This is a genomic window from Polynucleobacter sp. TSB-Sco08W16 (assembly GCF_018687455.1).
Lineage (GTDB): Bacteria > Pseudomonadota > Gammaproteobacteria > Burkholderiales > Burkholderiaceae > Polynucleobacter.
Genome location: NZ_CP061291.1, coordinates 703,785 through 728,343, shown reverse-complemented (window position 1 = coordinate 728,343; position 24,559 = coordinate 703,785). Strand labels below are relative to the sequence as shown.

At 46.1% G+C, this 24,559-nt stretch carries 22 protein-coding genes and 1 tRNA gene; 10 read left to right on the top strand and 13 right to left on the bottom strand.

Annotation, left to right across the window (positions count from 1 at the left end; all coding sequences use genetic code 11):
* Positions 1–2: 2 nt before the first annotated feature.
* The 3 genes from FD961_RS03720 to FD961_RS03710 form a co-directional block, all read right to left on the bottom strand.
* Positions 3–776, bottom strand: a complete 774-nt coding sequence (locus FD961_RS03720; protein ID WP_215394162.1) for a DUF4239 domain-containing protein — start codon at positions 774–776, stop codon at positions 3–5.
* Positions 777–798: 22 nt separating this feature from the next.
* Entirely contained in the window at positions 799–4,551 is a 3,753-nt protein-coding gene (locus FD961_RS03715) for a filamentous hemagglutinin N-terminal domain-containing protein (RefSeq protein WP_215394161.1), read from the bottom strand.
* A gap of 124 nt (positions 4,552–4,675) precedes the next feature.
* Positions 4,676–4,764, bottom strand: a tRNA-Leu gene (locus FD961_RS03710).
* Between the two features lie 134 nt (positions 4,765–4,898).
* Here FD961_RS03710 and FD961_RS03705 point away from each other — a divergent pair.
* The 4 genes from FD961_RS03705 (at position 4,899) to purU (ending at position 9,151) form a co-directional block, all read left to right on the top strand.
* Positions 4,899–7,358 (top strand): penicillin acylase family protein, encoded by a 2,460-nt coding sequence (locus tag FD961_RS03705; RefSeq protein ID WP_215394160.1) that lies wholly within the window; start codon positions 4,899–4,901, stop codon positions 7,356–7,358.
* 68 nt (positions 7,359–7,426) lie between these two features.
* Positions 7,427–7,837, top strand: coding sequence for a surface-adhesin E family protein (locus FD961_RS03700; RefSeq protein ID WP_215394159.1), 411 nt, complete (start codon positions 7,427–7,429; stop codon positions 7,835–7,837).
* Positions 7,838–7,908: 71 nt separating this feature from the next.
* Positions 7,909–8,208 (top strand): hypothetical protein, encoded by a 300-nt coding sequence (locus FD961_RS03695; RefSeq protein ID WP_215394158.1) that lies wholly within the window; start codon positions 7,909–7,911, stop codon positions 8,206–8,208.
* Between the two features lie 88 nt (positions 8,209–8,296).
* Positions 8,297–9,151: a formyltetrahydrofolate deformylase gene (gene purU, locus FD961_RS03690; RefSeq protein ID WP_215394157.1), complete on the top strand. Its 855-nt coding sequence runs from the start codon at positions 8,297–8,299 to the stop codon at positions 9,149–9,151.
* 28 nt (positions 9,152–9,179) lie between these two features.
* Here the strand turns inward: purU and soxA are convergent, their stop codons facing one another.
* The 6 genes from soxA to FD961_RS03660 are packed head-to-tail and all read right to left on the bottom strand — an operon-like array spanning position 9,180 to position 13,919.
* Positions 9,180–9,962, bottom strand: coding sequence for a sulfur oxidation c-type cytochrome SoxA (soxA, locus tag FD961_RS03685; RefSeq protein ID WP_215394156.1), 783 nt, complete (start codon positions 9,960–9,962; stop codon positions 9,180–9,182).
* Complete coding sequence (locus tag FD961_RS03680; protein ID WP_215394155.1) at positions 9,959–10,288, bottom strand: thiosulfate oxidation carrier complex protein SoxZ; 330 nt, start codon at positions 10,286–10,288, stop codon at positions 9,959–9,961. The genes soxA and FD961_RS03680 overlap by 4 nt, the downstream gene beginning before the upstream one ends.
* Positions 10,285–10,770 (bottom strand): SoxY-related AACIE arm protein, encoded by a 486-nt coding sequence (locus FD961_RS03675; RefSeq protein ID WP_215394154.1) that lies wholly within the window; start codon positions 10,768–10,770, stop codon positions 10,285–10,287. The genes FD961_RS03680 and FD961_RS03675 overlap by 4 nt, the downstream gene beginning before the upstream one ends.
* Positions 10,767–11,219, bottom strand: a complete 453-nt coding sequence (gene soxX, locus FD961_RS03670) for a sulfur oxidation c-type cytochrome SoxX (RefSeq protein ID WP_215394153.1) — start codon at positions 11,217–11,219, stop codon at positions 10,767–10,769. The genes FD961_RS03675 and soxX overlap by 4 nt, the downstream gene beginning before the upstream one ends.
* Before the next feature lie 24 nt (positions 11,220–11,243).
* A complete protein-coding gene (locus FD961_RS03665) occupies positions 11,244–13,460 on the bottom strand; it encodes a molybdopterin cofactor-binding domain-containing protein (protein WP_215394152.1) in 2,217 nt (738 codons plus the stop codon).
* Between the two features lie 9 nt (positions 13,461–13,469).
* Positions 13,470–13,919 carry a (2Fe-2S)-binding protein gene (locus tag FD961_RS03660; RefSeq protein ID WP_071465052.1) on the bottom strand — a complete coding sequence of 150 codons (450 nt, stop codon included), beginning with the start codon at positions 13,917–13,919 and terminating at the stop codon, positions 13,470–13,472.
* A 147-nt stretch (positions 13,920–14,066) separates the two neighbouring features.
* Here FD961_RS03660 and FD961_RS03655 point away from each other — a divergent pair, with 147 nt between their 5' ends.
* Both FD961_RS03655 and FD961_RS03650 read left to right on the top strand, forming a co-directional pair.
* Positions 14,067–14,414 (top strand): CidA/LrgA family protein, encoded by a 348-nt coding sequence (locus FD961_RS03655; protein WP_215394151.1) that lies wholly within the window; start codon positions 14,067–14,069, stop codon positions 14,412–14,414.
* Complete coding sequence (locus tag FD961_RS03650; protein WP_071465050.1) at positions 14,407–15,135, top strand: LrgB family protein; 729 nt, start codon at positions 14,407–14,409, stop codon at positions 15,133–15,135. The genes FD961_RS03655 and FD961_RS03650 overlap by 8 nt, the downstream gene beginning before the upstream one ends.
* A 16-nt stretch (positions 15,136–15,151) precedes the next feature.
* Here FD961_RS03650 and FD961_RS03645 read toward each other — a convergent pair whose 3' ends face one another.
* Positions 15,152–16,501: an aminotransferase class III-fold pyridoxal phosphate-dependent enzyme gene (locus tag FD961_RS03645; RefSeq protein WP_215394150.1), complete on the bottom strand. Its 1,350-nt coding sequence runs from the start codon at positions 16,499–16,501 to the stop codon at positions 15,152–15,154.
* Positions 16,502–16,571: 70 nt separating this feature from the next.
* Here FD961_RS03645 and FD961_RS03640 point away from each other — a divergent pair, with 70 nt between their 5' ends.
* Together FD961_RS03640 and FD961_RS03635 are read left to right on the top strand one after the other, a co-directional pair.
* Positions 16,572–17,564 carry a tripartite tricarboxylate transporter substrate binding protein gene (locus tag FD961_RS03640; protein ID WP_215394149.1) on the top strand — a complete coding sequence of 331 codons (993 nt, stop codon included), beginning with the start codon at positions 16,572–16,574 and terminating at the stop codon, positions 17,562–17,564.
* Between the two features lie 30 nt (positions 17,565–17,594).
* Complete coding sequence (locus FD961_RS03635; RefSeq protein WP_215394148.1) at positions 17,595–19,184, top strand: gamma-glutamyltransferase family protein; 1,590 nt, start codon at positions 17,595–17,597, stop codon at positions 19,182–19,184.
* A 105-nt stretch (positions 19,185–19,289) separates the two neighbouring features.
* On the opposite strand, the gene FD961_RS09535 is transcribed toward FD961_RS03635, so the two are convergent.
* From FD961_RS09535 to FD961_RS03620, 3 genes are all read right to left on the bottom strand, one after another.
* Complete coding sequence (locus FD961_RS09535) at positions 19,290–20,618, bottom strand: ATP-dependent RecD-like DNA helicase (RefSeq protein WP_215394147.1); 1,329 nt, start codon at positions 20,616–20,618, stop codon at positions 19,290–19,292.
* Between the two features lie 27 nt (positions 20,619–20,645).
* A complete protein-coding gene (locus FD961_RS03625) occupies positions 20,646–21,395 on the bottom strand; it encodes a GGDEF domain-containing protein (RefSeq protein ID WP_215394146.1) in 750 nt (249 codons plus the stop codon).
* 81 nt (positions 21,396–21,476) lie between these two features.
* Positions 21,477–22,697, bottom strand: a complete 1,221-nt coding sequence (locus tag FD961_RS03620) for an HD domain-containing phosphohydrolase (protein WP_251371322.1) — start codon at positions 22,695–22,697, stop codon at positions 21,477–21,479.
* Positions 22,698–22,835: 138 nt separating this feature from the next.
* On the opposite strand from FD961_RS03620, the gene FD961_RS03615 reads away from it, so the two are divergent.
* Both FD961_RS03615 and wecB read left to right on the top strand, forming a co-directional pair.
* The gene (locus FD961_RS03615; RefSeq protein ID WP_215394145.1) at positions 22,836–23,327 is read left to right on the top strand and encodes a hypothetical protein; all 492 of its coding nucleotides are present in this window, start codon (positions 22,836–22,838) and stop codon (positions 23,325–23,327) included.
* A gap of 128 nt (positions 23,328–23,455) precedes the next feature.
* Positions 23,456–24,559 carry a non-hydrolyzing UDP-N-acetylglucosamine 2-epimerase gene (gene wecB, locus FD961_RS03610; protein WP_215394144.1) on the top strand — a complete coding sequence of 368 codons (1,104 nt, stop codon included), beginning with the start codon at positions 23,456–23,458 and terminating at the stop codon, positions 24,557–24,559.

Sequence of the window (24,559 nt, the reverse complement as noted above, 5' to 3'; positions counted from 1 at the left end):
CGTCACGCACCCAAGGAAGGCAATATATGAACAATGGCCTCTGGAGTGACTGAGCTCTCACCCAAAAACAAACCCTCTAATGCAATGACTAAGGTGAACAATACAGAGATACCAATTGTCACCCCACCTACATAGGCAACCATCTTTGGCAATGGATTTTGCAGCCATCCAAAGACGATCAACAGTGACACTGAGACAGCTAAAGCTTGCCACAGATATGAGGGTAATTGAAGTCTGGCCGCCGAAAGTCGGGCCTCTCTGACATCAGATAATTGATTCAGGGTTGTAACGATCTCAGCCCTCGCCATTTGTTGAACTGGATTTTTGGGATCTAAAAGTCGAATACCCTGAGTCAAGTCTATCAATAGATTGGAAGCCTCTTCACTTCTTTGATTCTTTGCCATCAGAGGCCACTCATCATCCACTACTGCGGTGGCATAGTTTTTTAAGTCCCCTTGCAGCTCTGCTGCATGAGCACCACCAAAGGCAGCAAGCGATCTATTGAGCTTCAAAATCAGGGCTGCTTCGCGAGAAACTAAATCCTCGACATTGCGATGATCGCCTTGTACGCGCACCAAAGAAAAAGCAATTAACAGTAAGGTAATTGAGGTAAATAATTTAAAGCCCTCTTCAGCACCTTTTGCAAGGTGTTCGTCTGGATTTAAAGAATACTTCCAACGAATATAAAAAGGAATGCCGGTAGAGAGCAACAAACCGAAACACATGATGCTAAGCCCAATCACCATATTGGGCAGAGTATGCAAGAAGTGAATCATGTATGACAAATCCTTAGATCAATTAAGGGACAATAAATAAATTCAGAGTAGACATGAGATTAACGGACTCAAGACTTTCATGATAATTTTCGGTATTCCGTGAGCGCCCTACATTTGCAACGCCCGAATTACGTATCGATGGTACATCATCATAGGACTGTGCCAAGCTATCCCCACCCCTGAGAGCGATGGGTGCAACCACTACATTAGCTGGACCTGGGGGAAAAGCAGAAATGTTTCCAGCAAATGGATTTTGCGCCATAGACGCAAGCATCGCTGGATTATTGTTCATCGCGTTAATCCGACTACTGTACTTGCCTTCCCTTGGGGGATTGGATTTGTTATCAGCCGTTTTGGTAGGGGCATCTCTGGGTGCCGGTTTATCACCATCACGGAACCCATTGGCGTATTTGCTGACATATTTTGATGGGCCTTCAACTGGTTTGGCTGGTCGATCGTTGGAATCAGCCTTCACCACTCCGTCTCTAGGAGCATCGCCTCTTCTCGCCTCTGAATTATTAGTGCCGTCTTTACTCGACCTCATAGATTCAGGCTTTCCGTTTGCATCCCTTGGGGAATCACCCCTTCTTGCCTCTGAATTATTGGCATTCTCCCTCGTTGCTGATGGGCGATCGCTTGGTGGAGGATTAACTCCTGATGGTGGAGGTTGATTTGATGAGGAGTTAACGCTTCCGGGCGGTGGAGGTGGAGGCGTAAATTGAATACTGCCGTCAGCCATAGCCATTAAAGGCGGGGTTCTAGCTGATGTTGATGTGGGTAGGTCTCCACCCATACTCGGAGGCGGCGGAGGCAATCCAACTGGTGGAGGCAATCCAACCGAAGACGTCATACCCATTCCAATTTCAGATTTTGCTGGGGGAGGCAACATCAGTGGCGAGCTAAATACCGAGGGTGGAGGTGGTGGCGGAGGTGGCGGCGTGGGCATGGTGGCGGTTGACGTGCCTGCAACTACAGTTCCAGATTGTGCAGCATCCACCATAAGGGCTGCGGGTACTGAGACGAGCATAAAACGGCCAGCATCTGCGCCACCCAATACTAAGCCGGTAACAAGTAAGTTTGAATAGCTACCAACACCCGTTGAATTCGTAATGGCACTGGCATTGCTACTATAACTAGGAGAGCCACTAATCGAAATATTTTTATAGTTTCCAACCCCAAGAGTAACCGGTGTACCTGAGATGTCCACTATTTCATAAGCTAAATTAAGAGATCCTGCGGTAGCAGATCTGACCGACTCTCTTATAAAAAGAATATTGCTGGCATCAATACCGCTGCTACTGATTCCACTTGTCAAAGCAGTGTTAGCTATCAACGATGACATTCCGGGCACTTGTGCACTTAAAGTGCCGCCTGAGCCAGTCCCTCCATTAACTGAAATAAGTCGACTCTCTAAACTCAAAAGAGTAGAGTTTGTAATCAATGAAATAGAACCGCCATCCGTAGCTCCATCTGCCGATACTTGGCCACCTATTGAGATGCCATTTGCCATCATCGCAATTGAGCCACCGACCCCAACCGTTCCATTAGCCTCCAGCAGACTTCCAGAAACAGTGTAAATACGTTGGGCAGTGAGATAAACGGAGCCACCTACAGTCCCATTAGCCAAGACCTGGGCAGTGCTCTCTAATCCTATAACCGCAGGACTTGTTAGATCAGTTTGTGTGGACGTTAAATAGATGACATTACTTGCCGCTTGTGTTGCAGGAGTATCGACCAGCGCGCTTGCATCATTAGCAGCGAAACTAGAATAAATTTTGTTGAGGTTCGTATCTACGACTGAATTCAGATTGGGCCCAACAAATCGGATCAAGGGATCGGAGGGTCGGCTTGAATACAAGCCCAAGGTTCCTGATATGTAAATTGCTTGGGCCAATAGTTCGATTGCGTTGCCAAGTGATCCTGCGGGCGCGCCCAAAAGATAGTTTGAGGCAAAAATTGAGCCATCACTATAAATTGCTGTTTGAGCTTGAATGGTCACCTTACTTGCGTTAATGGAAGTTCCCACGTCCAAATAGGCAATTGATGAGCGAATAATCACATCTAAATTTTGGCCGGTAATATTGGCTTTTAAATAAAAGTCACCCGATGCAGATAGGGTTAAAGTGGTGTATGTCAGGCTCGATTTTGCTATGTCAGCAGCGATGATTAACTTACCGTTACCACCAAGACTAGGACTTGAGCATATTCCCACTCCAGGGCAAGCAGTCGTGGAGTTAGTGACAGCAATCGTGACATTGCTGCTAGATAAAGCATTAGAAATAATGCCTGCAGCCGCACCATCGATTGTCAGATCAATTGGATCAAGCAACCATGTACCCGCCTGCCCATGAGACGCACTCGTATTGATGCTAACTGTGGAGGCGAGTGCAACCAACCCTTTAGAGCTTGTCTCAATGAAGCCGCCATTACCAGATAGCAGACCTCCCATCGACTTCAGAATGCCTGCGACCGTAGTTTTTACTTGTGACCAGATTGCAATTGAGCCCCCGTTACCATTTTGGGTAGCAGAAGTATCAATAGCGGCATTCTCTTGGATTGCCACAACCGTTGCTAACTTGTTATTTTGTGCGGCAGTGTTGGCGTTTGCTTTAATGGTGGCCTGATTTTCTGCATTAGTTAGGTTGCTGTTTTGGCTGTTAACCTGGGCCCCACCTGTCACTTGGGAATTTGCAAGGCCAACATTAACCTGGCCGCCACCTATAGCACCCATGGCAGTAGTTTTAGAATTTGTTGCCAACGTAATCTCTTGGCCGACTAGATTAACCTGCCCTCCTTGCGCTGTTTGACTATTGGCAGTGAGCTTGCCTGCCTGAGTAATAGTGCCAGCAACCAATTCAATAGTGCCGCCATTATTCACCACGCTGTTGGCTGAAATTCTGCCGGTATTCTTGATAACCCCTGCCATCAGTTCATTAACTGCACTAGTAGCTAATACCACCAGTCCACCAGGAGCTTCTATGATGTGCTTATTCGAAATCAGGCCGTTATAAACACCCTCTTCCACCCTAATTGCTACCAAGGATTGACCCTGGATGTTTAAAGTAATTTGTGAACCCGAGCCAATGGCAACTGAGCCGCCCTTTTGCGCCAAGAGATAACCTTGATTGCGCACCTCGGGGGCCAACAGGGCAATAAATCCACCCTCACTGCTTGTGTTATTGGTTTGGATCCTACCCTTATTGATGATCTTGCCTGCTTTTGACCCTTGTCCCGTGCCATCATCCCTAAAGTTAGCCTTACCATCCATAAATTCTTGATCGGCAGTATTTAAGGTTGAGGCCACCACCGCGGCAGCATTCACTTCGGCACCCTTGCCAAAGGTAACGCCATTGCTGTTAACTAAAATTATTTGGCCATTAGCGTTGATCGCACCATTAACTATCGAGGCTGACCCACTAGTGACACGATTGAGAGTGATTGCATTGCTATTGGGCTGATTGAAATTAAGAGTAGCATTTCTACCAACATTAAAACTATCCCAATTAATAATCGCACGTTGCGATGTTTGATTCACATTCATTACTGCAGAATTAGCATTGGAAGATGAACTAATCGATGCATTACCTGCGACAACCTGACCATTAGAGGGTAAGGCATTAAGAGCTGGTGGTGGCGATGCCGCATGAGCGCACTCAAACTGAATAAACAAAGAAAAAGAGAGTGTTAGTACAGCCCCAATTCTTGAAGAAAAGGCAGTGAAATGCTCGGCAGATTGGCGTGAGGTGGAAATCCCTCGTGTATTAATCAAAAGCATCCATTTAGTACGTTAGTACCTTGATTTTACGAGGATTTATCACCAAAAAGAGGTGACAGTTGTCAAAAACACTAATTCAAGAGTGATTTAGAGATGATGGAGGGGGTTTTGCATGGTTTTGAGGTGGTGCCCGAGGCCGGAATCGAACCGGCACGACTTTTTTGAGTCGGCAGATTTTAAATCTGCTGTGTCTACCGATTTCACCACTCGGGCTCGCATAAGCAATAAAGCCGTGCTAAATAAACCAAGACAAGCGAAATTTTAGCATGTAAGCATAAATGGTCATCAAGAAGAGCCAACACCAAAGACCTAGGGTATTCGCAGGGCAAAAATACTAAAATAAGTCCATGAAACCCATGACTCAATCAGCAGGACTTCGCAAATTTTTGCGCCCTCTTACCTGGGTCATTACAGGTGCACTGCTCCTGATTATCGTGCTCACCCTTATTTACCTCTATGCAGCACAATCAACCCCTTCTGGAAAATATCGCATTAAGACTCTCGGTGATCCTGTAGTCATCACCTTTGATGAAGCAGACATTCCTCATATCAAAGCGAATAACCAATCTGATGCTTTGTTTGCCTTGGGCTACCTTCATGCAACAGAGCGTTCTTGGCAAATGGAGATTAATCGTCGCCTTGCTAGCGGCCGCCTCTCCGAAATTTTGGGTCCCGAGACAGTCAGCATTGATCGCTTTATACGAACGTTAGGAGTAAAACGTGCTGCTGAACGTCAGTTTGATAAATACCCTGTTTCAGCAAAACGATTGTTACAAGCTTATGCAGATGGCGTGAATGCTGGTAACACCAACTTGGGTTGGGCGCTGCCTGTTGAATATTTTTTAACTGGATCTAAACCGGGTCATTGGTCGCCAACGGATAGTGTTGCATGGATGCTGATGATGGCCTATGACTTGGGTGGTAACTGGCAAAAAGAATTACAAAGGCTAGAGCTTTCTCAATACCTCAGTACCAAACAAATCTGGGAGGTACTCCCCCCTTATGAAATTGGTGAGCCACCGACGAATACAGATTTTGCGAAAATCTACCGCGATCTCAATGTATTCAACCCACAAGCTGGGCCTGCTAACAGTAAATCCAAAAATCTTCCAATAACAGAGTTGACTCAAATTGAGCTGCCCGGCGGAAAGGAAGGGATTGGCTCCAATAACTGGGCTTTAAGCGGCAAACTGACTGCTACTGGCAAGCCTTTACTGGCCAATGATCCCCACTTGGGTTTATCTGCACCCGCAGTTTGGTATTTTGCCCATCTGGATGCACCAGGCCTTAATGTGATTGGCGCAACTCTCCCAGGTATTCCGGCGGTGATTTTAGGCAGAACCGAGAAGTTCGCCTGGAGCTTTACGAATACCAATCCTGATGTCCAAGATAGCTATATAGAACAGATTGATCCAAAAAATCCTGGCATGTATCGGGGTCCAGATGGCATGTTACCTTTTAAAGTGCGCCAGGAGATCATCGATATCAAAGGTGCTTCACCGCTTAACTTTATTGTGAAAGAAACCAGGCATGGTCCAGTAGTATCCGATTCTTATGCACGTGCTCAGCGAGCAATTGATACCAGTCGTTTTGCATTAGCACTGCGCTGGACCGCTTTAGATTCTGAAAATCAATCTGTAGTCGGTCTCTTAGAAATGAATCGCGCCAAAGATCTAGATACCTTTAAAGATGCTCTGCGCAAAAATTACGCGCCGATGCAAAACGTTGTTATGGCAGATAGCGATGGCAATATTGCCTATCAAGCCGCTGGAGTTGCCCCTAAGCGATTGCTGCATCAAGGCCTTTATGGTGTCGCCCCTGCTCTAGGCTGGGAAAAGCAATATGACTGGGGTAGTTATGTACCTTTTGATCAGCTACCAGCAAGTAATAATCCTGAGCAAGGTTGGCTTGCCACAGCCAACCAACGCATTATTGCCAGCAATGATCCCAACCCACTTACCGCTGATTGGGATTTGTCTGCTCGTTACGATCGAATTGTTGAGCTCAGCAAATCTAGGGGTAGTCATGATCTCGACTCCATGAAATCGATGCAGGCGGATACACTTTCTTTGAGCTCAGTTCCTCTATTGGATCTTTTTAAATCCAGTAAGCCCACCCATCCTTTGGGGGCTCAAGCATTAGAAATGAGCAAGAACTTTGATGCGGATATGTCAATCAATAGTCCAGCTGCTCTATTGTTTAATGCTTGGGCTGATCAACTCACGCGTAATCTATTCTCTAGGTTAGGCTATGTCTTTACGCAAACCTACGGCGATCGCAACTATCGCGGGGCCCTACTCGCACAAATTAAAAATCCCAATAGTCCTTGGTGCGATGATCCCAAAACACAGCTAATCGAAACCTGTATTGATGCATCCAATAATGCATTTGATAAAGCACTTGATTATTTGAGTAAAGAATATGGAGATGATCCTAATAAGTGGTCATGGGGTAAAGCGCATATCGCCATCTCTGAGCATCGCCCATTAAGTAAGGTCCCTCTACTGGGTATGGCTTTCAATATAGAGACGCCGTTCCCAGGTGACAGCAACACGATTAATGTCGGTAGGCTGGAATTATTACGGTCCAAAAACCCCTACGAAACTCTACAAGCGCCCAGCTTAAGAACAATTTATGACTTCTCTGACCTTGAAAAATCCGTGTTCATTTACCAAACGGGTCAATCGGGTTGGGTGCAAAGCAAGCTTTATCGCAATATGAATCCCCTCTGGGCTAAGAATGACTACCTCCCGCTCCAAATGAAGCCAGAAAAGAGTAAGCACACTCTAGAGCTGATAAATAAGTAATTTCTCACATCTGGGGCGTATAAAATATTGCAAAAGCATTCGTATGCAACCTTTTTGAAAGTCTTTAAATGAAAAAAATTCTTCTTGCTAGCTTAACCTCCTCAGCTCTGCTCCTTTTTTATAGCAACGCTAATGCGGCCTGGAAAGAGTTGGGATCAAATGAATTGATGGTTGTATATGTGGATATTGATACCATTCAAGTGCAGGGCGAAAAAACCCAAATCGTTTCAATGCTTGATCTTAAAAAGCCTGGTCTTAATCCAACCAATAAAGAAGCTGTCAGCTCAATTGTTGGTCTCAATGAATTTAACTGCCCTACTATGAGTTATCGTCCGATTGCATACAAAGAGTTTGCTGGGAACAAAGCATCTGGCAAAGTGGTATCAGATAACAACACCCCCGACAGTAAATTTGAGCCCGTAGTGAGCGATACTTGGGCCGCTGGTGTGTTTAATTCTGTCTGCAAACTAAATAAGTAAACAGCACTCTGTCCATGCGGACAACTTGGTTTTGTATATTCTTGATTTCAAATGCGGCGCTGCAAGGGTGCATGGCGCCTTTGGCAGCCATCGGCACTACTGGCACTGCTGCAGCTAGCTCAGCTGGCACTACAGTAGCTGGCGCCGCAGTAGCAAATCCCATGACGGCTACCAGCATCGCCTCCTCTGTAACCACTGGGAAATCGCCCTTAGAGCACGCAGCTTCTGCGGCCACTAAAAAGGAATGCAGCTTTACCAATGTCCTAGGCTCTAAGCCTATTTGCGAAGAGGTAGTTCTACCTAAAATTACTGACAATAGCACCCCGCTGACTGGGCCTGCAGACCAAATAAAAGAAGCCTCTAAGCAATAGCTCCTCACAAACCCTGGAACACCAGCTTTCAGGGACTAAAATCATTGTTTACCAGCAATAAATCACTTTTGAATCGATCAATCTAGCAATGACTACTGAAAACTATTACCTGACCCTTACCTGCCCCAATAAACCTGGCATCGTAGCTGCTGTATCCACCTATATCTTTCAGGCGGGCGGTGACATTGAAGAAGCTCAACAGTTTGATGACAAAGCATCCAAGCGATTCTTTATGCGAGTGAGCTTTAGCTGCCCGACAGATGGCAACACATTACGCTCCGGATTTACGGAAATTGCGAAGCGATTTGAACTCACCTGGAATCTGCGTGCAGTCAAGGATTTAAAACGCGTACTCATCATGGCATCCAAGTTAGATCATTGCCTAGTGGATCTTTTGTACCGCTGGCGCATTGGTGAATTACCAATGATCATCTGCGGTATCGTCTCCAATCATCCGCGAGATGTCTATGCCAGTATTGATTTTGCTGACATTCCTTTTTATCACCTACCAGTTACACCCGAGACTAAGCCTGCTCAAGAAGCCAAGTTATTGGAAATCGTTGAGAAATCTAAAGTAGATATGGTGATTCTGGCTCGCTATATGCAAATCTTATCTGATGATTTATCCACCAAATTATCTGGCCGTTGCATTAACGTACACCACTCCTTTCTGCCAAGCTTCAAAGGCGCAAAACCCTATCACCAGGCCCATGCGCGCGGCATTAAGCTGATTGGAGCTACCTCTCACTTTGTTACTAGCGACTTAGATGAGGGTCCGATTATTGAACAGGACGTTACTCGCGTTACTCATGGCGACACACCAGAAGACTTGGTCCGCAAAGGTCGAGATTTAGAGCGCACCGTTTTATCTCGTGCATTGCGCTATTACTTGCATGACCGTGTATTGATTAATGGCACAACTTCAGTCGTCTTCTCCGACTAAGAAATAGTTGTTTTGATATCCGTTTTAGTTAAGGCCTAACCCCTGGAGATTCTAGGGGAAGCCCTCTTGCACGCCACGCTAAGAATAATTCTAGTTGTGCCATTTCTGGCGAACCATACTCATACTGCTGCGCTCTGACACCACTCATGCAGTTACGTAGTCGACGCTGTAATGATCCCAGGGTTTGCCATTCCAGGCGATAAATAGGATAAGCATTAGGATGGCCCTGCGGTATTGGGGCGCCACCCAACTTCAAGCCCGCCCTATCTTCATGGCATTGGGCACACGATAAGTTCAACTGACCCATTCGCTCATAAAAAGATTGACGCCCTTTTTGTAGTTCAGCTTTATTTTGAGGCGTTTCTTTAACGGAAATTGGCATTCCTTTGGATTGGTATGCGACCAATGCTGTGAGCGATAAAAGATCCTTGCTTTCGTAAGCAAGTGATGAAGTTCCTTGCGCACCGACGCGGCATTGATTGATTTGACCCTCGAGAGTTTGCAACTTCCCGTTCATGATTTTTGGAAATTGAGTGGCAACTCCCCGCATGGATTTTTTAGGATCACCATGGCAACTGGCACAGGACTTATTGCTCTTGCCTACCTGCGTATCCCAAAGCGCTTGGCCATCACCCACCCAAAACATGGCTGGATTAAGACTGGGATCATCTTGCATTGCTTTATTTTCTGCAGACATCAATTGATAGCTCGATTGAAGCGCTTGCTTACCATTATCAGAGGCAGCTTTTACCTGGGGGGCGAAAAATAAGATGCTATAGCTGCAAACCAGGGTGAGCAGTAGATTTCTCATGAAACTGTAATGTGCGCTTGATTGATGGCCTCATAGCCATCATCGCCAGACCACTTAAATTCTAATGTTCCAGTCTCGCCAGCAATCGTTGTAAAAATAATAAGGGGGTTAGCGCCAATACCGGGGTAAAAATCTGCCTTGAATACTTCGACATCGTTATAGGTGCAAGTAAAGACACGAATAATATCGCGTGGAATTAATTTGCCGCCCTCACTATATCGAAAGCCAGACTCCATATCGTGCTGTGCAATCGCTCGAATCTCAATAATGGCACCTTTCTTGGCGCTCGATGGCATGGTGATAGAGGTGCGTGATGTTTTACTCATACCAACTCCGTGCAAGCAGACAGCGTGACCAAGGTCTCTGCACTGCCTCTATAAAAACTACCATTATTCATTTGCGCAATCGCCCACACGGTTTGACTATCAGCCAAGCGAACACGCGTGGTAATGGTTGCCGAACCCGAACGCGGGCTCAAGTAGGCGGTGAAGATATTGGGTAGTGGGTTACCTTCTGCAATCACATGAATCACTTTAACGTAATCATTGGCAGTCATAGGGCTATCTACACTGACCTTCAGCACCACCAGATTACCGTTCTCCACCAAAGGAGGAATGACTAGATTCACCTTGCCGTCTTGCACTAACTTGCCACCGGTAATCTCTTGAATGGCTTTTGCTGCATCTTCCTTTTTAGCGAATACAGTTAAAGGGCTAAACCAAACACCTAAAGCAAGAACGCCAAGGTTCTGTAATTGCTTAAACCAATTACGGCGACTAGTTTGATGGGCTAATGTTGGTTCAATCATGGCTTACTAGAATTTAATGTTAATAAAAAGGCGACAACGTCTTCAATCTCCTGCTCATTCAAAATGGTTTGACCCATGAACTTAGGGGCAACGCGATTGAGATGGTCAACGCTGAAGTACGCCGGCATGATGGTATTGGGATGAAAGTAACTAGAATTCACAATTCGCGCCCTGAGTTGAGGCGCCGTATAGCGTGCAACACTGGCACTTAATTCAGGAGCTAGATTTCCCTGAAAACGCTCCTCCGGAAATGGTCCGTTATGACACAGTAAACATAAACCAGTTTGACGACTGGTAACAATAGCGCGCCCGCGCAGCGGATCACCTGGCATTGCTGTTAAGGGTTGCGCAATTTCTCCTGCAAAAATGCTCACATTACTTTGTGCACTGGCCTGACTGAGATTGAGGGCGACTAGCAAGAAAACTGCCAGTGCGCACCCCTTTCTCATAAATACTTCACAGTGCTTTGATGATTAAACGAGCTTAATGCCGCTATTTTTCAAAGGAACTGTGCGATAGCGTTGGCCAGTAGCACGATAGATCGCATTCAGTACCGCTGGAGCAGCTACTGCAATCGTAGGCTCACCCACACCGCCCCACTCCTTACCGCCACCTTGAATAATGATGGTTTCAACTTTTGGCATCTGCGACAAGCGAATGGAGTTGAAGGTATCAAAGTTCTTTTGTACTACAGCGCCTTTTTCAATAGTGATTTCTTCTTCAAAGAGCGCCGATAAACCATACACAAATGAACCTGCAACCTGGCGTTCAATTTGCGCAGGATTCACTGCATAACCCGGATCAGTAGCGGCAACGATACGATGAATTTTGACCTCATTACCATTCATAACTGATAACTCGCATGCTGCTGCCACATAACTTCCATACGAATGCATCTGTGCAACACCTCGGAAGACGCCAGGTGCTGCAGGTTTAGTCCAGCCAATGCCGTCAGCTACCGCATTGAGCACCGCTATTGCACGTGGGGAATCCTGCATATGCTGCCTACGGAACTCTACCGCATCCTTACCGGTTGCCTCTGCTAACTCATCCATAAATGTCTCTAAGAAAATAGCATTTTGATTGACGTTAACGCCGCGCCAGAAACCTGGAGGAACATGCGTGTTACGCATCGCATGGTCAATATTTAAATTCGGGAATTTGTAGGTTATGCCATGCTCACCATTCTCATCAACACCCTGAAAGGCTGCAGGATCTTTTCCCTTATTGGAAGCTACCACTGCTGGACGTACTGCGGCCAGAATAGATTGCCCAGATAAACGCATATTTAAACCAGTAACGTTTTTCTTATCATCAATAGATGCGGACATTTTGCACATCATCACTGGGTGATAATGATCATGCGTCATATCCTCTTCACGAGTCCAAATCAACTTGATAGGAGTGCCTGGCATTTGCTTGGCAATATTGACAGCCTGGGTAGTAAAGTCCTGAAAAGCACCGCGACGACCAAAGCCGCCTCCAAGGTTTACTTTATAGACATTACATTTTTCAGCCGGCAATCCGGATGCCGCTATGAGTGCAGCTAAAGATGCTTCACCATCTTGGGTTGGAACCCAGGCTTCGCACATCTCAGTAGTCCATTTCGCAGTAGCAGTTTGTGGCTCTAATGTTGCATGACTTAAAAATGGATAGAAATAGGTAGCCTCCATTGTTTTAGTTGCACTTGCAAAAGCGGCCTTTACATCGCCGTTGCCACTACCTACAAAAGCGTCATCGGCAGACAAGCCCTCAACTAAATTTTTCTTGATTGAGGCACTAGAAACAGAAGCATTTGCACCCTCATCCCAAGTGATATCAACCTGCTCAAGACCAGTTTTCGCGTGCCAAAAAGTATCAGCAATAACGGCGACCGCGTTATCACCAACTTGCACCACCTTCTTAACACCCTTTACATTCATTGCCTTAGCAGAGTCGTAGGACTTGACCTTGCCACCAAATACAGGGCACTGCTTAATAGTTGCGACCATCATGCCTGGCATCTTCAAGTCAATTGCATAGACTTGTTTACCAGTTACCTTATCAGACACCCCATCGATGCGATCCACTGATTTGCCAATAAGCTTCCAATCCTTAGGATCCTTAAGCGGTACCTCTTTTGGAACCTCCAACTGTGATGCCGCTACAGATACTTTGCCAAACGTGGTTTTCTTACCAGTTGGTGTATGAGTAATTACGCTATTTTGAGCAACGCATTCTGAAGCGGGAACATTCCATTGATTAGCAGCGGCCTGTATGAGCATCATGCGGGCAGCAGCGCCGCCTTTACGCACATATTGCTCAGAGGTACGAATACCACGACTTCCGCCCGTAGAAAAACTACCCCAAGCTGCTTTACGCGTCAAACTCTCAGCAGGGGATGGATATTCATAGGTGACTTTTTTCCAATCACATTGGAGTTCTTCAGCAACCATTTGCGCCAAACCAGTAATCGTGCCTTGACCCATTTCTGAACGAACAATACGCACAACCACATCATCATTTGGCTTAACCACTACCCACACACCAATTTCGGGAGTTGCTAATGGAGTCATGGCTGTAGTACCAGTACCCATGGCTGCATTGGCTGCAGACATAAAAGAAAGATCGAAGCCAATTGCTAAGCCGGCTGCAATTGCGCTTGAGCCAATAACGAAATGACGGCGGGAGGTATTAATAGTAGTAGTCATGTTTCCTCCTTAGGCTTTGCTAGCAGCATGAATAGCTGCACGCACTTGTTGGAATGTGCCGCAACGGCAGATATTGGTGATCGACTCATCGATTTGAGCATCTGTTGGCTTTGGGTTATTACGCAACAAAGCAGTTGTTGCCATCACCATGCCAGATTGACAATAGCCACACTGTGGCACCTGATTGTCTACCCACGCTTTTTGAACTTTAGAAAGCTGTCCGCTCTTCTCTAAGCTTTCAATAGTTTCAATTTTTTTACCTTCCGCAGCCGCAACCGGCAATGAGCAGCTGCGCATGGCTTGACCTTCGAACAGAACTGTACAAGCGCCACATTGACCAACACCACAACCGTATTTCGTTCCGGTTAAGCCAATTTGCTCGCGGATCACCCACAACAATGGGGTATCGGGATCAACATCTACTTTGTACTTCTTACCATTGACGTTTAACTCAGCCATGAGTGGTCTCCTATTAGTCTCTGTTCTTGTTACTTGTTCTTATAAGCTAGGCGGTATTACAAAAACCCTAGTTTTTTCGTGTCTTTATCTTACTGAAGAAATAAGTTATTGCGATGCAACATAAATGAGTGCCTGTAAGATCGGGGCATGATTTCAGGGCTCGTACAAATCCTTCTATTTCAAAGCATTGGTGAACTCGTTTCCAAGCTTTTACTGCCCACCCTTCCTGGACCCGTGATTGGTTTGGTGCTGCTAGTTGGATGGCTGGTTTTGCGCAAAGGAATTAACCCAGAATTAGCGGCTGTTGCAGACGGCTTTAGTCAATATCTTGGATTACTCTTCGTGCCTGCTGCAGTAGGGGTAGTTTTATTTCTACCGCAGTTAAAGGCAAATGCCTTTGCCATCATTACCGCCTTAGTGGCCAGTGTCATTTTGACTATTGGTTCGAGCGCTGTTGTTGTGCGCTTCTTAAGCAAGAGAGCTAGCGATGAATGAGAAACATTCCATCGTAGAAATTTGGGTATACCTCTCGGGTAGCCCGCTCTTCGCACTCTTTATTACCTTGGCCGCTTATCAAATCGGCTTGACGATTTATCGTCACGCAAAACAAAATCCTTTGGCTAACCCAGTAGCCATTGCCATCCTCATCGTGGCAACATCGATTCAACTTATTGAGATGCCTTACTCAACCTACTTTGAAGGCGCCCAATTCATTCACTTCTTGCTGGGCTCTGCGACTGTTTCCCTGGCAATCCCGATTTATCGCGGGCTTGATAGTCTCAAAGGTAGATCCCTTCCCTTGATTGCAGCCCTTTGTACCGGGGGTTTGGTGTCGATTGTGAGCGCAGTAGAGATAGCCACTCTCTTGGGTGCTGATAGCAGCATTACTGGTGCGATGTATCCAAAGTCTGTCACCGCACCTATTGCCATGGGTATTGCTGAGCGTATCGGAGTCTCACCAACTTTGACTGCGATCTTTGCTGTAAGTACAGGCATTCTTGGGGCAATTCTGGCGCCCTTTGTTTTGAATGCGCTCGGTATGAAAGCTTGGTGGCAAAGAGGCTTTGCCATTGGTATTGGTGCCCATGGTATCGGCACATCACGTGCCTTTAGCATCCATCCAGAAGCAGGAACTTATGCCAGCCTTGCAATGGGAATGAATGGTGTGATCAGCGCCATTGCTATTCCCATCATCTATCACTTATTTAATAAGTAATTCTCTTTAAAGAGAATTACTTTATTTTCATTGCAGCATCTACTGCGTCACCTAAGACACTGCATAAGAATTCAACTTCTTTTGGTTCTGAAATGAACGGTGGGCCTACAGCAATCACATCTCCAGCAACACGCACTAGTGCACCTCTTTCAATGCAGGCCTCCAGTACCTTGAGCGCTCTTAGGCCTGGCTTACCGGGCACGGGCTCAAGCTCTACCGCACCAGATAAACCAAAGTTACGAATATCTAAGATTCCTGGCTTGCCTTTCATAGCATGGAGGCTATTTTCGAGAACGGGCTCTAATGCTTTGGCACGATTAATGAGGTCATCAGACTCAAAAATATCCAGGACCGCATGCCCTGCGGCTGTTGGTATTGGGTGGCCAGAATAGGTATAGCCATGAAAGAACTCAATCGCTTGCTCTTGCCCGCCATGCGAGATGATGCTGTCATAAATATCATCACGCACAATCACGCCCCCTAATGGAATGACGCCATTCGTAATTGCCTTAGCAAATGTAATCATGTCAGGCACTACGCCAAATCGGTCAGCACCAAAGTTAGCACCCAATCGACCAAAGCCAGTAATAACTTCGTCAAATATCAACAAGATACCGTGCTTAGTACAGATCTCACGAATCTTTTGTAAGTAACCTTGTGGCGGAACAATCACACCCGTTGAACCCTGTACTGGTTCCAGAATCACTGCTGCAATCGTATTGGCATCATGAAGCGCAACAATCTTTTCCAACTCATCTGCTAGATGTGCACCCCAAGTAGGCTGCCCTTTTGAATAAGCCATTTGTGAGAGATTAAGCGTGTGCGGTAAATGATCTACCCCGGGCATCATCATACTGGCAAACATTTTTCGGTTCGCCACCATTCCGCCAACAGAGATACCACCGATACCAACACCGTGATAAGCACGGTCACGACCGATCATCCGAATGCGCGAGGCATTACCCATCACGCGGTGATAGCCAATCGCAATCTTCAATGCAGTATCGACCGCTTCTGAGCCGGAGTTCGTAAAAAATACTTTATTAAGACCTTCTGGGGCCATCTTTGCAATGCGGCTTGCCAAGCTAAAAGTAGCCTCACTTGCCATCTGAAATGCCGGGCAATAGTCCATGGTTTCATATTGTTTGGTGATGGCTGCACCAATACGTGGATCAGCATGCCCCAAGGGAGAGCACCACAGCCCCGAAAGGCCATCAAATAACTTACGACCATGGTCATCGTAGTAGTAAGCTCCCTTGGCAGACTGCATGATCTTAGGATGCTGATGAAAGTAGCGATTGGGAGTAAATGGCAGCCAGTAGGCCGACATATCAATCCCATTGGAAGTTTTATTTGATTCGCTCATCGATTTCTCTTGTAGTCTTAATGCAGTGATTTGCTTTTGAATATCCAATACTATATTAACCACTGAACGAATGAACCTTGAAATGACTATTACCAAATCCCTATTTCTGAGCATCTGCACTCTTTTTGGTTTATTGAGCACTGCTTTTGCTGCTAATGAAGCCGATTGGCCCAAAAAACCAATCGTGGCTATTCTTTCTTTTCCGGCCGGCGGATCTACCGATACATTCGCACGCGCAGTTGCAGCACCTCTTGGCGAAGCTTTAGGTCAGTCAGTGATTGTTGAGAACAAGCCTGGTGCTGGCGGGATGATTGGACTGCAAGCAGCTGCCAAGGCAGCGCCTGATGGTTACACCATTCACATTAGTGCCCTCACCAATCAGTCTATAGCCTTAGCTTTATTTAAAAATCCGCCAGCAGATTTGCAAAAGGATTTTGTACCAGTTGCTCTCATTGGCACCATTCCCCACCTCATTGTGGTTAATCCCAGTGTTCCCGCAAAAAATCTTCCCGAACTGATTGCTTTTATTAAATCAAAAAAGGGTGATTTCAATTACGCATCTCAAGGCAATGGCAGCCTGTCTCATCTTGAGGCCACTTTATTTATGCAGCGTATTGGGGCAACGGGTACTCACATTCCTTACAAAGGCAGCAGCTTTGCCCTTCCCGACTTAATCGCGGGCAATACCTTAATGATGTTTGATAGTGTGACTGCCTCACTACCTCATATTCAAAGCGGCAAATTGCGCCCGATTGCGATTGCTGCAGCCGAGCGCTCACCACTGATGCCTAATGTTCCAACACTCGGACAAGATGGCATGAAGCAGTTTGATGTAGAGAACTTTTATGCGATTTATGTTCCCAAAGGGACGTCGCCAGCAATTGTTAGCAAACTGGAGCATGAGATTCGGAAAATTCTGACGAATCCAGACTTTAAGGCTCGCATGGCAAACCAAGGCATCCATCCTCAGTTTGCTAATTCAGAGAAGCTTTCTGAGATTACTGCTAGCGAGGCAAGCAAGTGGGAGAAAATAGTGAAGTCCGCGAATGTTAAAGTGGACTAATCAATCTCCAATCTTTGAATAAGTAAACCCATGATTATTTCTCCTCCATTTGGTGGTGGTCGCGCCCCAGTACTCGCCAGAAATACCGTTGCGAGCTCGCAGCCCTTAGCTACCCAAGCGGGTATTGAAGCGCTTCAAAGTGGTGGCAATGCAGTTGATGCCGCACTAGCTACGGCGATTACGCTCACTGTGGTTGAGCCTACGATGAATGGGCTTGGGGGTGATGGGTTTGCGATTTTGTGGGATGGCAAGCAAATCCATGGACTCAATGCCTCTGGTCGTGCGCCTGCGGCTTGGACGCCCGAGTATTTTGCTGGCAAATCTGCCATGGACCTCATTGGTTGGAATACTGTCACTGTTCCAGGCATGGTGGCAGGTTGGATTGCCCTGTCAAGAAAATTTGGGAAGTTACCTTTTGCGCATTTATTCAAGCGAGCGATCGCTTATGCAGAGAACGGCTTTCCTGTTTCTCCAGTCATTGCACGTCAATGGCGTGAAGCCATTCCGATTCTCAAAAATCAACCAGGCTTTAGTGAATCCTTTTTAATTGAGGGCAAAGCACCTCAAGCTGGACAAATCTGGAAATATCCCGCGCAAGCTAAAACCCTCAAAGAAATTGCCGCTACTGAAGGCGAGTCTTTTTACAAAGGCCCCTTGGCCCAAAGCATGGTGGACTTTGCACAAGCATCAGGCGGCTGCTTCACAATGCAAGACTTTGCTGACAACCAACCCGAGTGGGTTGAACCCCTCGCCTTTGATTATGGTGATTACACTCTTCTCGAGATTCCACCCAATGGCTCAGGCATTGCAGCGCAGATGGCCCTCGGCATCTTGCAAGCAGCCAATGTCAAACAATATCCTGCTAATTCAGCACAACGCATCCATTTACAAATTGAGGCTATGCGTCTGGCGTTTGCTGATGCCTATGCTCATGTATCTGATGCAAACTCGATGACGACTCCAGCATCTAGCTTGCTAGATCGTGGTTACTTAGCAAGTCGGGCTGCATTGATTGATCACAACAAAGCTGGTAGTTATGGTCCTGGGGACCCCCACTCTGGCGGCACTGTCTATCTTTGCGCCGCTGATGAGTCGGGCATGATGATTTCGTATATTCAGTCAAACTTCAAGGGCTTTGGATCTGGCGTGGTTGCCCCTGGCGGTATCGCATTCCATAACCGCGGCATGAGCTTTAGTTTGGTTGACGGACACCCCAACCAAGTCGCCCCTGGTAAACGCCCTTTCCACACCATCTTGCCTGCTTTTTTAACTAAGGATGGTAAGCCAGCAATGGCTTTTGGTGTGATGGGTGGCAATATGCAACCCCAAGGCCATATTCAGTTTGTGATGCGCTTTGTTGACGAGTATCTCAATCCGCAAGCGTGCTCTGATGCCCCACGTTGGCGTATCGATGATCTAGGCAAACTTACTGTAGAGGCTGCGATGCCACAAGGTGTTGTGGATGGACTTAAAGCAATGGGTCATGAAGTCGCTGTACAGCCTGCTAATAGCCTTGACTTTGGTAGCGCTCAAGCAATTGCTAGATTAAGTGAAGATCCTGATTCTGCTTATATTGCTGGTAGTGATCACCGCCGCGATGGTTTGGCGGCTGGCTTCTAATCCAACTAAATTGGAAAAGCCTCTTGAAGTACGGCCAAACTGGTGGATAAGGTTTTAGGGTTACCTTTTCCTAAGCTGGGCTCAGTCAAATAAGCACAAATAACCCTAGCTCGCAGGCAAGCAATTCAAATAAAACCGCTTGATCTCTTGATCGCAGCTGACATCTCTGGGTTCGATCGGTCGTTGCAAAGAAATACCCTCAATCGTTTTGCAACGACTAAGCGCTACATAGACCTGCCCTGAGGCAAAGGCGCCAGAGGAGAGATCTACTTTCACCTTATCCAATGTCTTGCCTTGGCTCTTGTGAATAGTCACAGCCCAAGCAAGCATCAATGGAATCTGTACATAGGTACCAATAATGCTGGGGGAGATTTTTCCAGACATCATGTCGTGATCGTAGCGATAAGACTCCCACTGATGTCCAGTGACTTCAACTGTATTTGAGTATGGTCCGTTTTGGACCATGACTTTGATCTTGTCTGGAAGTAATTCACGCACAACACCAATCGTGCCGTTGACCCAACGCTTCGGAAACCCTGGATCAGTAGCCGTAAACATGACCTTGGCACCCACTTTTAAGACTAAGTTATTCGGGGAAGGCAAATTACGTTCATCGACATTGAACTTGCCGGTAGTTTTACCTGCATAAACCTTACCTTCAGCGGTAATAGCTCGTAGCCCCGCTCCATTAATCTGATCGGCCCGAGCATTAGTCGTTGTAAGAGTAATAGTCTGCTCATCAACCTCCGCATCCTTTCGATAACACTGAGCATTGAGGGTATCAATGACTTCATCCACATCATGGTTGATTCGGATGCGGTTAAGCAGGCTTGCAAAATGCTCATCCTTTTGACGGAAGATCTTTGATAACTCAACCATCGTCACATCTTTGCGATGCAATGCCATGGCGCAGAAAAAATATGGCCCCTCATAGCCGCGATCCGCAAGTACTTGCATATCTGCACTCGAAACAACAGGCGGCAACTGAAACAAGTCACCCACAAACATCACCTGAATACCACCAAAAGGCTGACTCTTATGTGGGCCGTTAGCGCGCAAAAATAAATCCATTGCATCAACTACATCAGCTCGCACCATCGATATCTCATCAATGATGAGCAAACGAATATCTTTATAAAGTCGCTTATCTTTTAATGGCTTGATGTCTTCTTCGGGAAATATCAGTCGTGGCGGCAATCTAAAGAATGAATGAATGGTGACACCCTTCACCTGTAATGCGGCGACACCAGTTGGAGCAACGACAACTACGTTACCCGGAATATGTTCCCGTAGATAACCAATTAAAGTAGTTTTGCCCGTACCTGCCTTACCGCTCACAAAGATATAGGGATCATGGCGGTCAATGGCTTCGATTACCGCCTGGTAATCTGGGGTGATTTCAATTTCAGAGGCTTGGGCAGTTGGGATAGACATACCCTATTGTTTCATGCTCGAGAAAAACTAGGGTCCAACTGAGAGCTTGCACTGATTTCTCCCTGCCGTTTTAGCCTGATACATAGCCCGATCACATTCTTCGTAATATCGACTCATTATGTTCGGTGCAAAACCATCGTGCCTCTGGGCGGGGTCAAATACTGCAATACCAATGCTTATGGAGATGCGGATTTCCGTATCAGCAACTTTGGCAAGCACCTCTTTAGCAACATGTTTCCGGAGACGCTCCGCAACCTCGAAAGCTTGAGCTTGATCGGCACCTGGAAGTACCACCAAAAATTCTTCGCCACCCACTCGCCCAAAAATATCAATCACCCTCAACTCTGCTTGACAATATCTTGCAAGGTTTAGAAGCACAGTATCACCAACGGAATGCCCATAGGTGTCATTGACAAGCTTGAAATGATCAATATCAATCATCAAAAGCGCTAGTTTATTTTTAGTTCTAAGGCTTCTTTCAATCTCTAATAAGGTTCTTGAAAATGTCTCTGGACGACTGAGTGCACCAGTTAACGAATCTGTTTTGTTAATTTGCAAAAGCGTTAGATTTAAACTCTCTAAATTGCTCAGTAAACGCTTGATGTAGAGAGTGCCCAACAAGATAAGCGTTGAAATCATTGCAGCAAGCGCCGCATCTAATAAATTAAGATTGCCATCATTCGAGAAATCAAATAATGGAGTAATTCGTCTTCCAAGCATTAAAATGTATGCAATAGAAAGATATGAAAAAGTTTTACGATAAGACTTGGTCCGCAATAGCAAGTAAATTGAAAAACCAACTGCAGTGGCTTGCGTAATGAGCGCTAAGAGATAGAGCCCAATACCCGCGATCATGATTTATTTAGCCTCAAGAATTTTTTGCAAAACTTGCTCGCCCTCAAGCGCGAATGCCGCATCAACAATGGAGACATCTAATTTACTACCAGCTTCAGCGCGAATCTCTTTCATGGCCGCATCCAATCCCAATCCTGGGCGATAAGGGCGATGTGAAGACATTGCTTCAATAGTGTCTGCTACAGCTAGAATTCGACCCTCTGGGCAGATCTGATCCCCTTTTAAGCCTTGAGGATATCCGCTTCCATCTAAACGTTCGTGATGTTGTCTGACCATATCGGCGATTGGCCATGGGAAGGGGATATCTTTTAAGATTTGGTATCCAGAATCTACGTGCCCCTGAACTAATTGCATCTCGATATTTGTTAGACGTGATGGCTTAGTCAATATCTCTGAGGGGACAGACATCTTGCCAATGTCATGCACCATAGCCGCCATGTACAGAGCTTGCACCCTTTCTTCAGCCCATTGCAATTTTCGAGCAATCGCCATTGAAATTTCTGCAACTCTTTTTTGATGGCCTGCAGTGTAGGGGTCTCTCCACTCCATTGTCCTGGACATCGCTTCAATGGTGGCTCGCAGCGATGTTGCAAGGCGCTCTTGAATCAGCTCTTTTTCATGAATCTGATCATCTAATTGATGTTGACGTTCAATTGATCTGAGGCCAAATCCAATTTCTTTTGCCAGACTTTCAAAAAGAATGACATCAGTGGGAGCAAAAGCGCTAGGAATTTTTGAGTAAACCAGCAAGACTCCGAATGGATGATCACCACCATCGGGTATGGGTGCGCCCATTGCGGAGCGAATGCCGAAATTTTCACTGAGTTTGCGCCAAGCTAAAAAATTGTCATCTGCTTGGGTATCCTCAATAATGCAGGACTTTCCAGTTCGAATCACAACACCCGCAGGACCAAGGCCGCTTGCCTGCTGATCCGACCAGCTCACTTGAATTTCATTGGTATAGGCAATAGCCTCACCAGCAGCACCTAAAAATCTGACTGTCTTGTTTTCATCATCTTCTGCCTTGCCAACCCACGCCAAGACATACGGTCCTTGCGCCGCAATCGCAGAGCAAACTTCTTGAATCAGCAAATTGGTTGACTCTGCCCTCGCTAGGGCCGCCGCTGCTTCCGCAAAAGCTGATAAAGCCAACCGTTGTCTCTGCAAATCGAATGCAGGAATACTCTGGACTGGGCTAGATGCGATTTCTTTTGAATTGCTCATTTATTCATTATGAATCTAAAAAAGTGCTATTAATATTTATTTAAATTCAAGTTATATATTTGATCAAGAACAAGTAAATAACTTGCAAGACGAATCAAAAAGACTAGATACTGAAAGGGGTAATTAAGAGAGTACAAAATGACCAGTGAAATTGAAAAAATTTATGCCAAATTACTTAGCCTAGAAGCTGAGGTGAGCAATCTGCGGCAGGGATATATTGTTGTGAATCAACGATATACAGAGGCTATTGGGGCGCTAAAACTCCTCACTACTAGCGCCTTAGAGGCTGCAAAACGTGCCTCTATTGCAGCTGAAAAAGCCTTGGTAGCAGCCAAAAAATCGTCTGATGCAGCTAATCTAGCCGCTTCAAAACAAGTGATTGATGCTGCTGAGGCCGCCGCAGACGCAGCAGGAGCTTCAGCTCAGGCAGCAATTGAAGCAGCTGCGGCAGCAGCGGCTGCGGCTGCGGCTGCGGCTGCGGCAGTTGCTCATCAAGCTGAAGAATCCTCTATCCAAGCTTCCGCTGAGGCTGCCGAGGCTACTAAAAGGGCTGCCGAAGCAGCAGCCGAGGCCGTCAGAATCTCAAATACCACTTTTGAAAGTATTCGTTTAGCTCGCAATAAAATTTGATTAAAGTGCCAAAGGTTGTCTATATAATCTTATAAGTTATTGTTATATATGACTTATTTATAAAAATTACCAAATATCATCACGGTAAATTACCGCAACCCCCTTCATCCCGATACCGCTGCCACAATATGCCGAAGATCCTCATTGTTTGTGGCACCCGCCCCGAAATCATCAAATTAGCGCCGGTCTACCATTATTTAAAAAAACAGTCTTGGGCTGATGTTCTTTGGCTTCATACAGGCCAACACGATGAGATGTCCAAAAAAATCTTGGCTTGCTTCGATATAAGTCCTGACATCACTTTAGTTAGAGAAGGCGAAAGCCTTTCTGATTTCACAATTGGTCTGCGTAGACAACTCGACAAAGTGCTCCAAGAATTGCATTGCGATATGGTGATCGTACAAGGCGATACCGAGAGCGCATTCGTTGGCGCTCTTGCTGCTTTCTATCAAAGAATTCCAGTTGCGCACGTTGAGGCAGGTCTGCGTACTTACAACCTCGACCGCCCCTTCCCCGAAGAGGGGCTACGCCAGATGATCACCAGAATTACCGCCTTGAACTTTGCGCCTACTCCTGGGGCAGAGGCCGCCCTCCTGAAGGAGGACGTCAAACCCTCCACAATCGTTTTGACCGGCAATACTGTGATCGATGCGCAATATTGGGTTATTGAGCATCACCATATTCAAGCACAGAAACTAGACCACAAACAAATATTGATCACGATGCATCGTCGTGAAAATTGGGGCGATGAAATTGAGCAAGCCTGTCATGCCATTGCCCATTTAGCAAGACAGCATTCTGAAATGCAATTCCTATTTCCGGTTCATCTCAATCCATTGGTTAAAAACCAGGTCTATCCCATACTTAGAGAGCTAAACAATGTGCGCCTTGTTGCCCCTTTGGATTACTTAGAAATGCAACAAGCAATTGCGAATTCTTGGCTCATTCTTACTGACTCTGGTGGCATCCAAGAGGAGGCGCCTACCTTTGGTGTCCCCGTTCTAGTTTTACGAAAAGAAACTGAACGGCCCGAGGCGATTAATGCTGGCTGTGCCAAGATTATTGGTACCAATCAATCAGACATCATCAATGAAGTGCAGGCACTTTGGAACAACTCGGATCTATACAGCTCAATGCAAGCGAAGCAAAATCCTTTTGGCGATGGTAAAGCGAGCGAGCGAATTGCAGACACTATTCATCGGCACCCATGCAAAAGCGAATCTAAAAGCTAA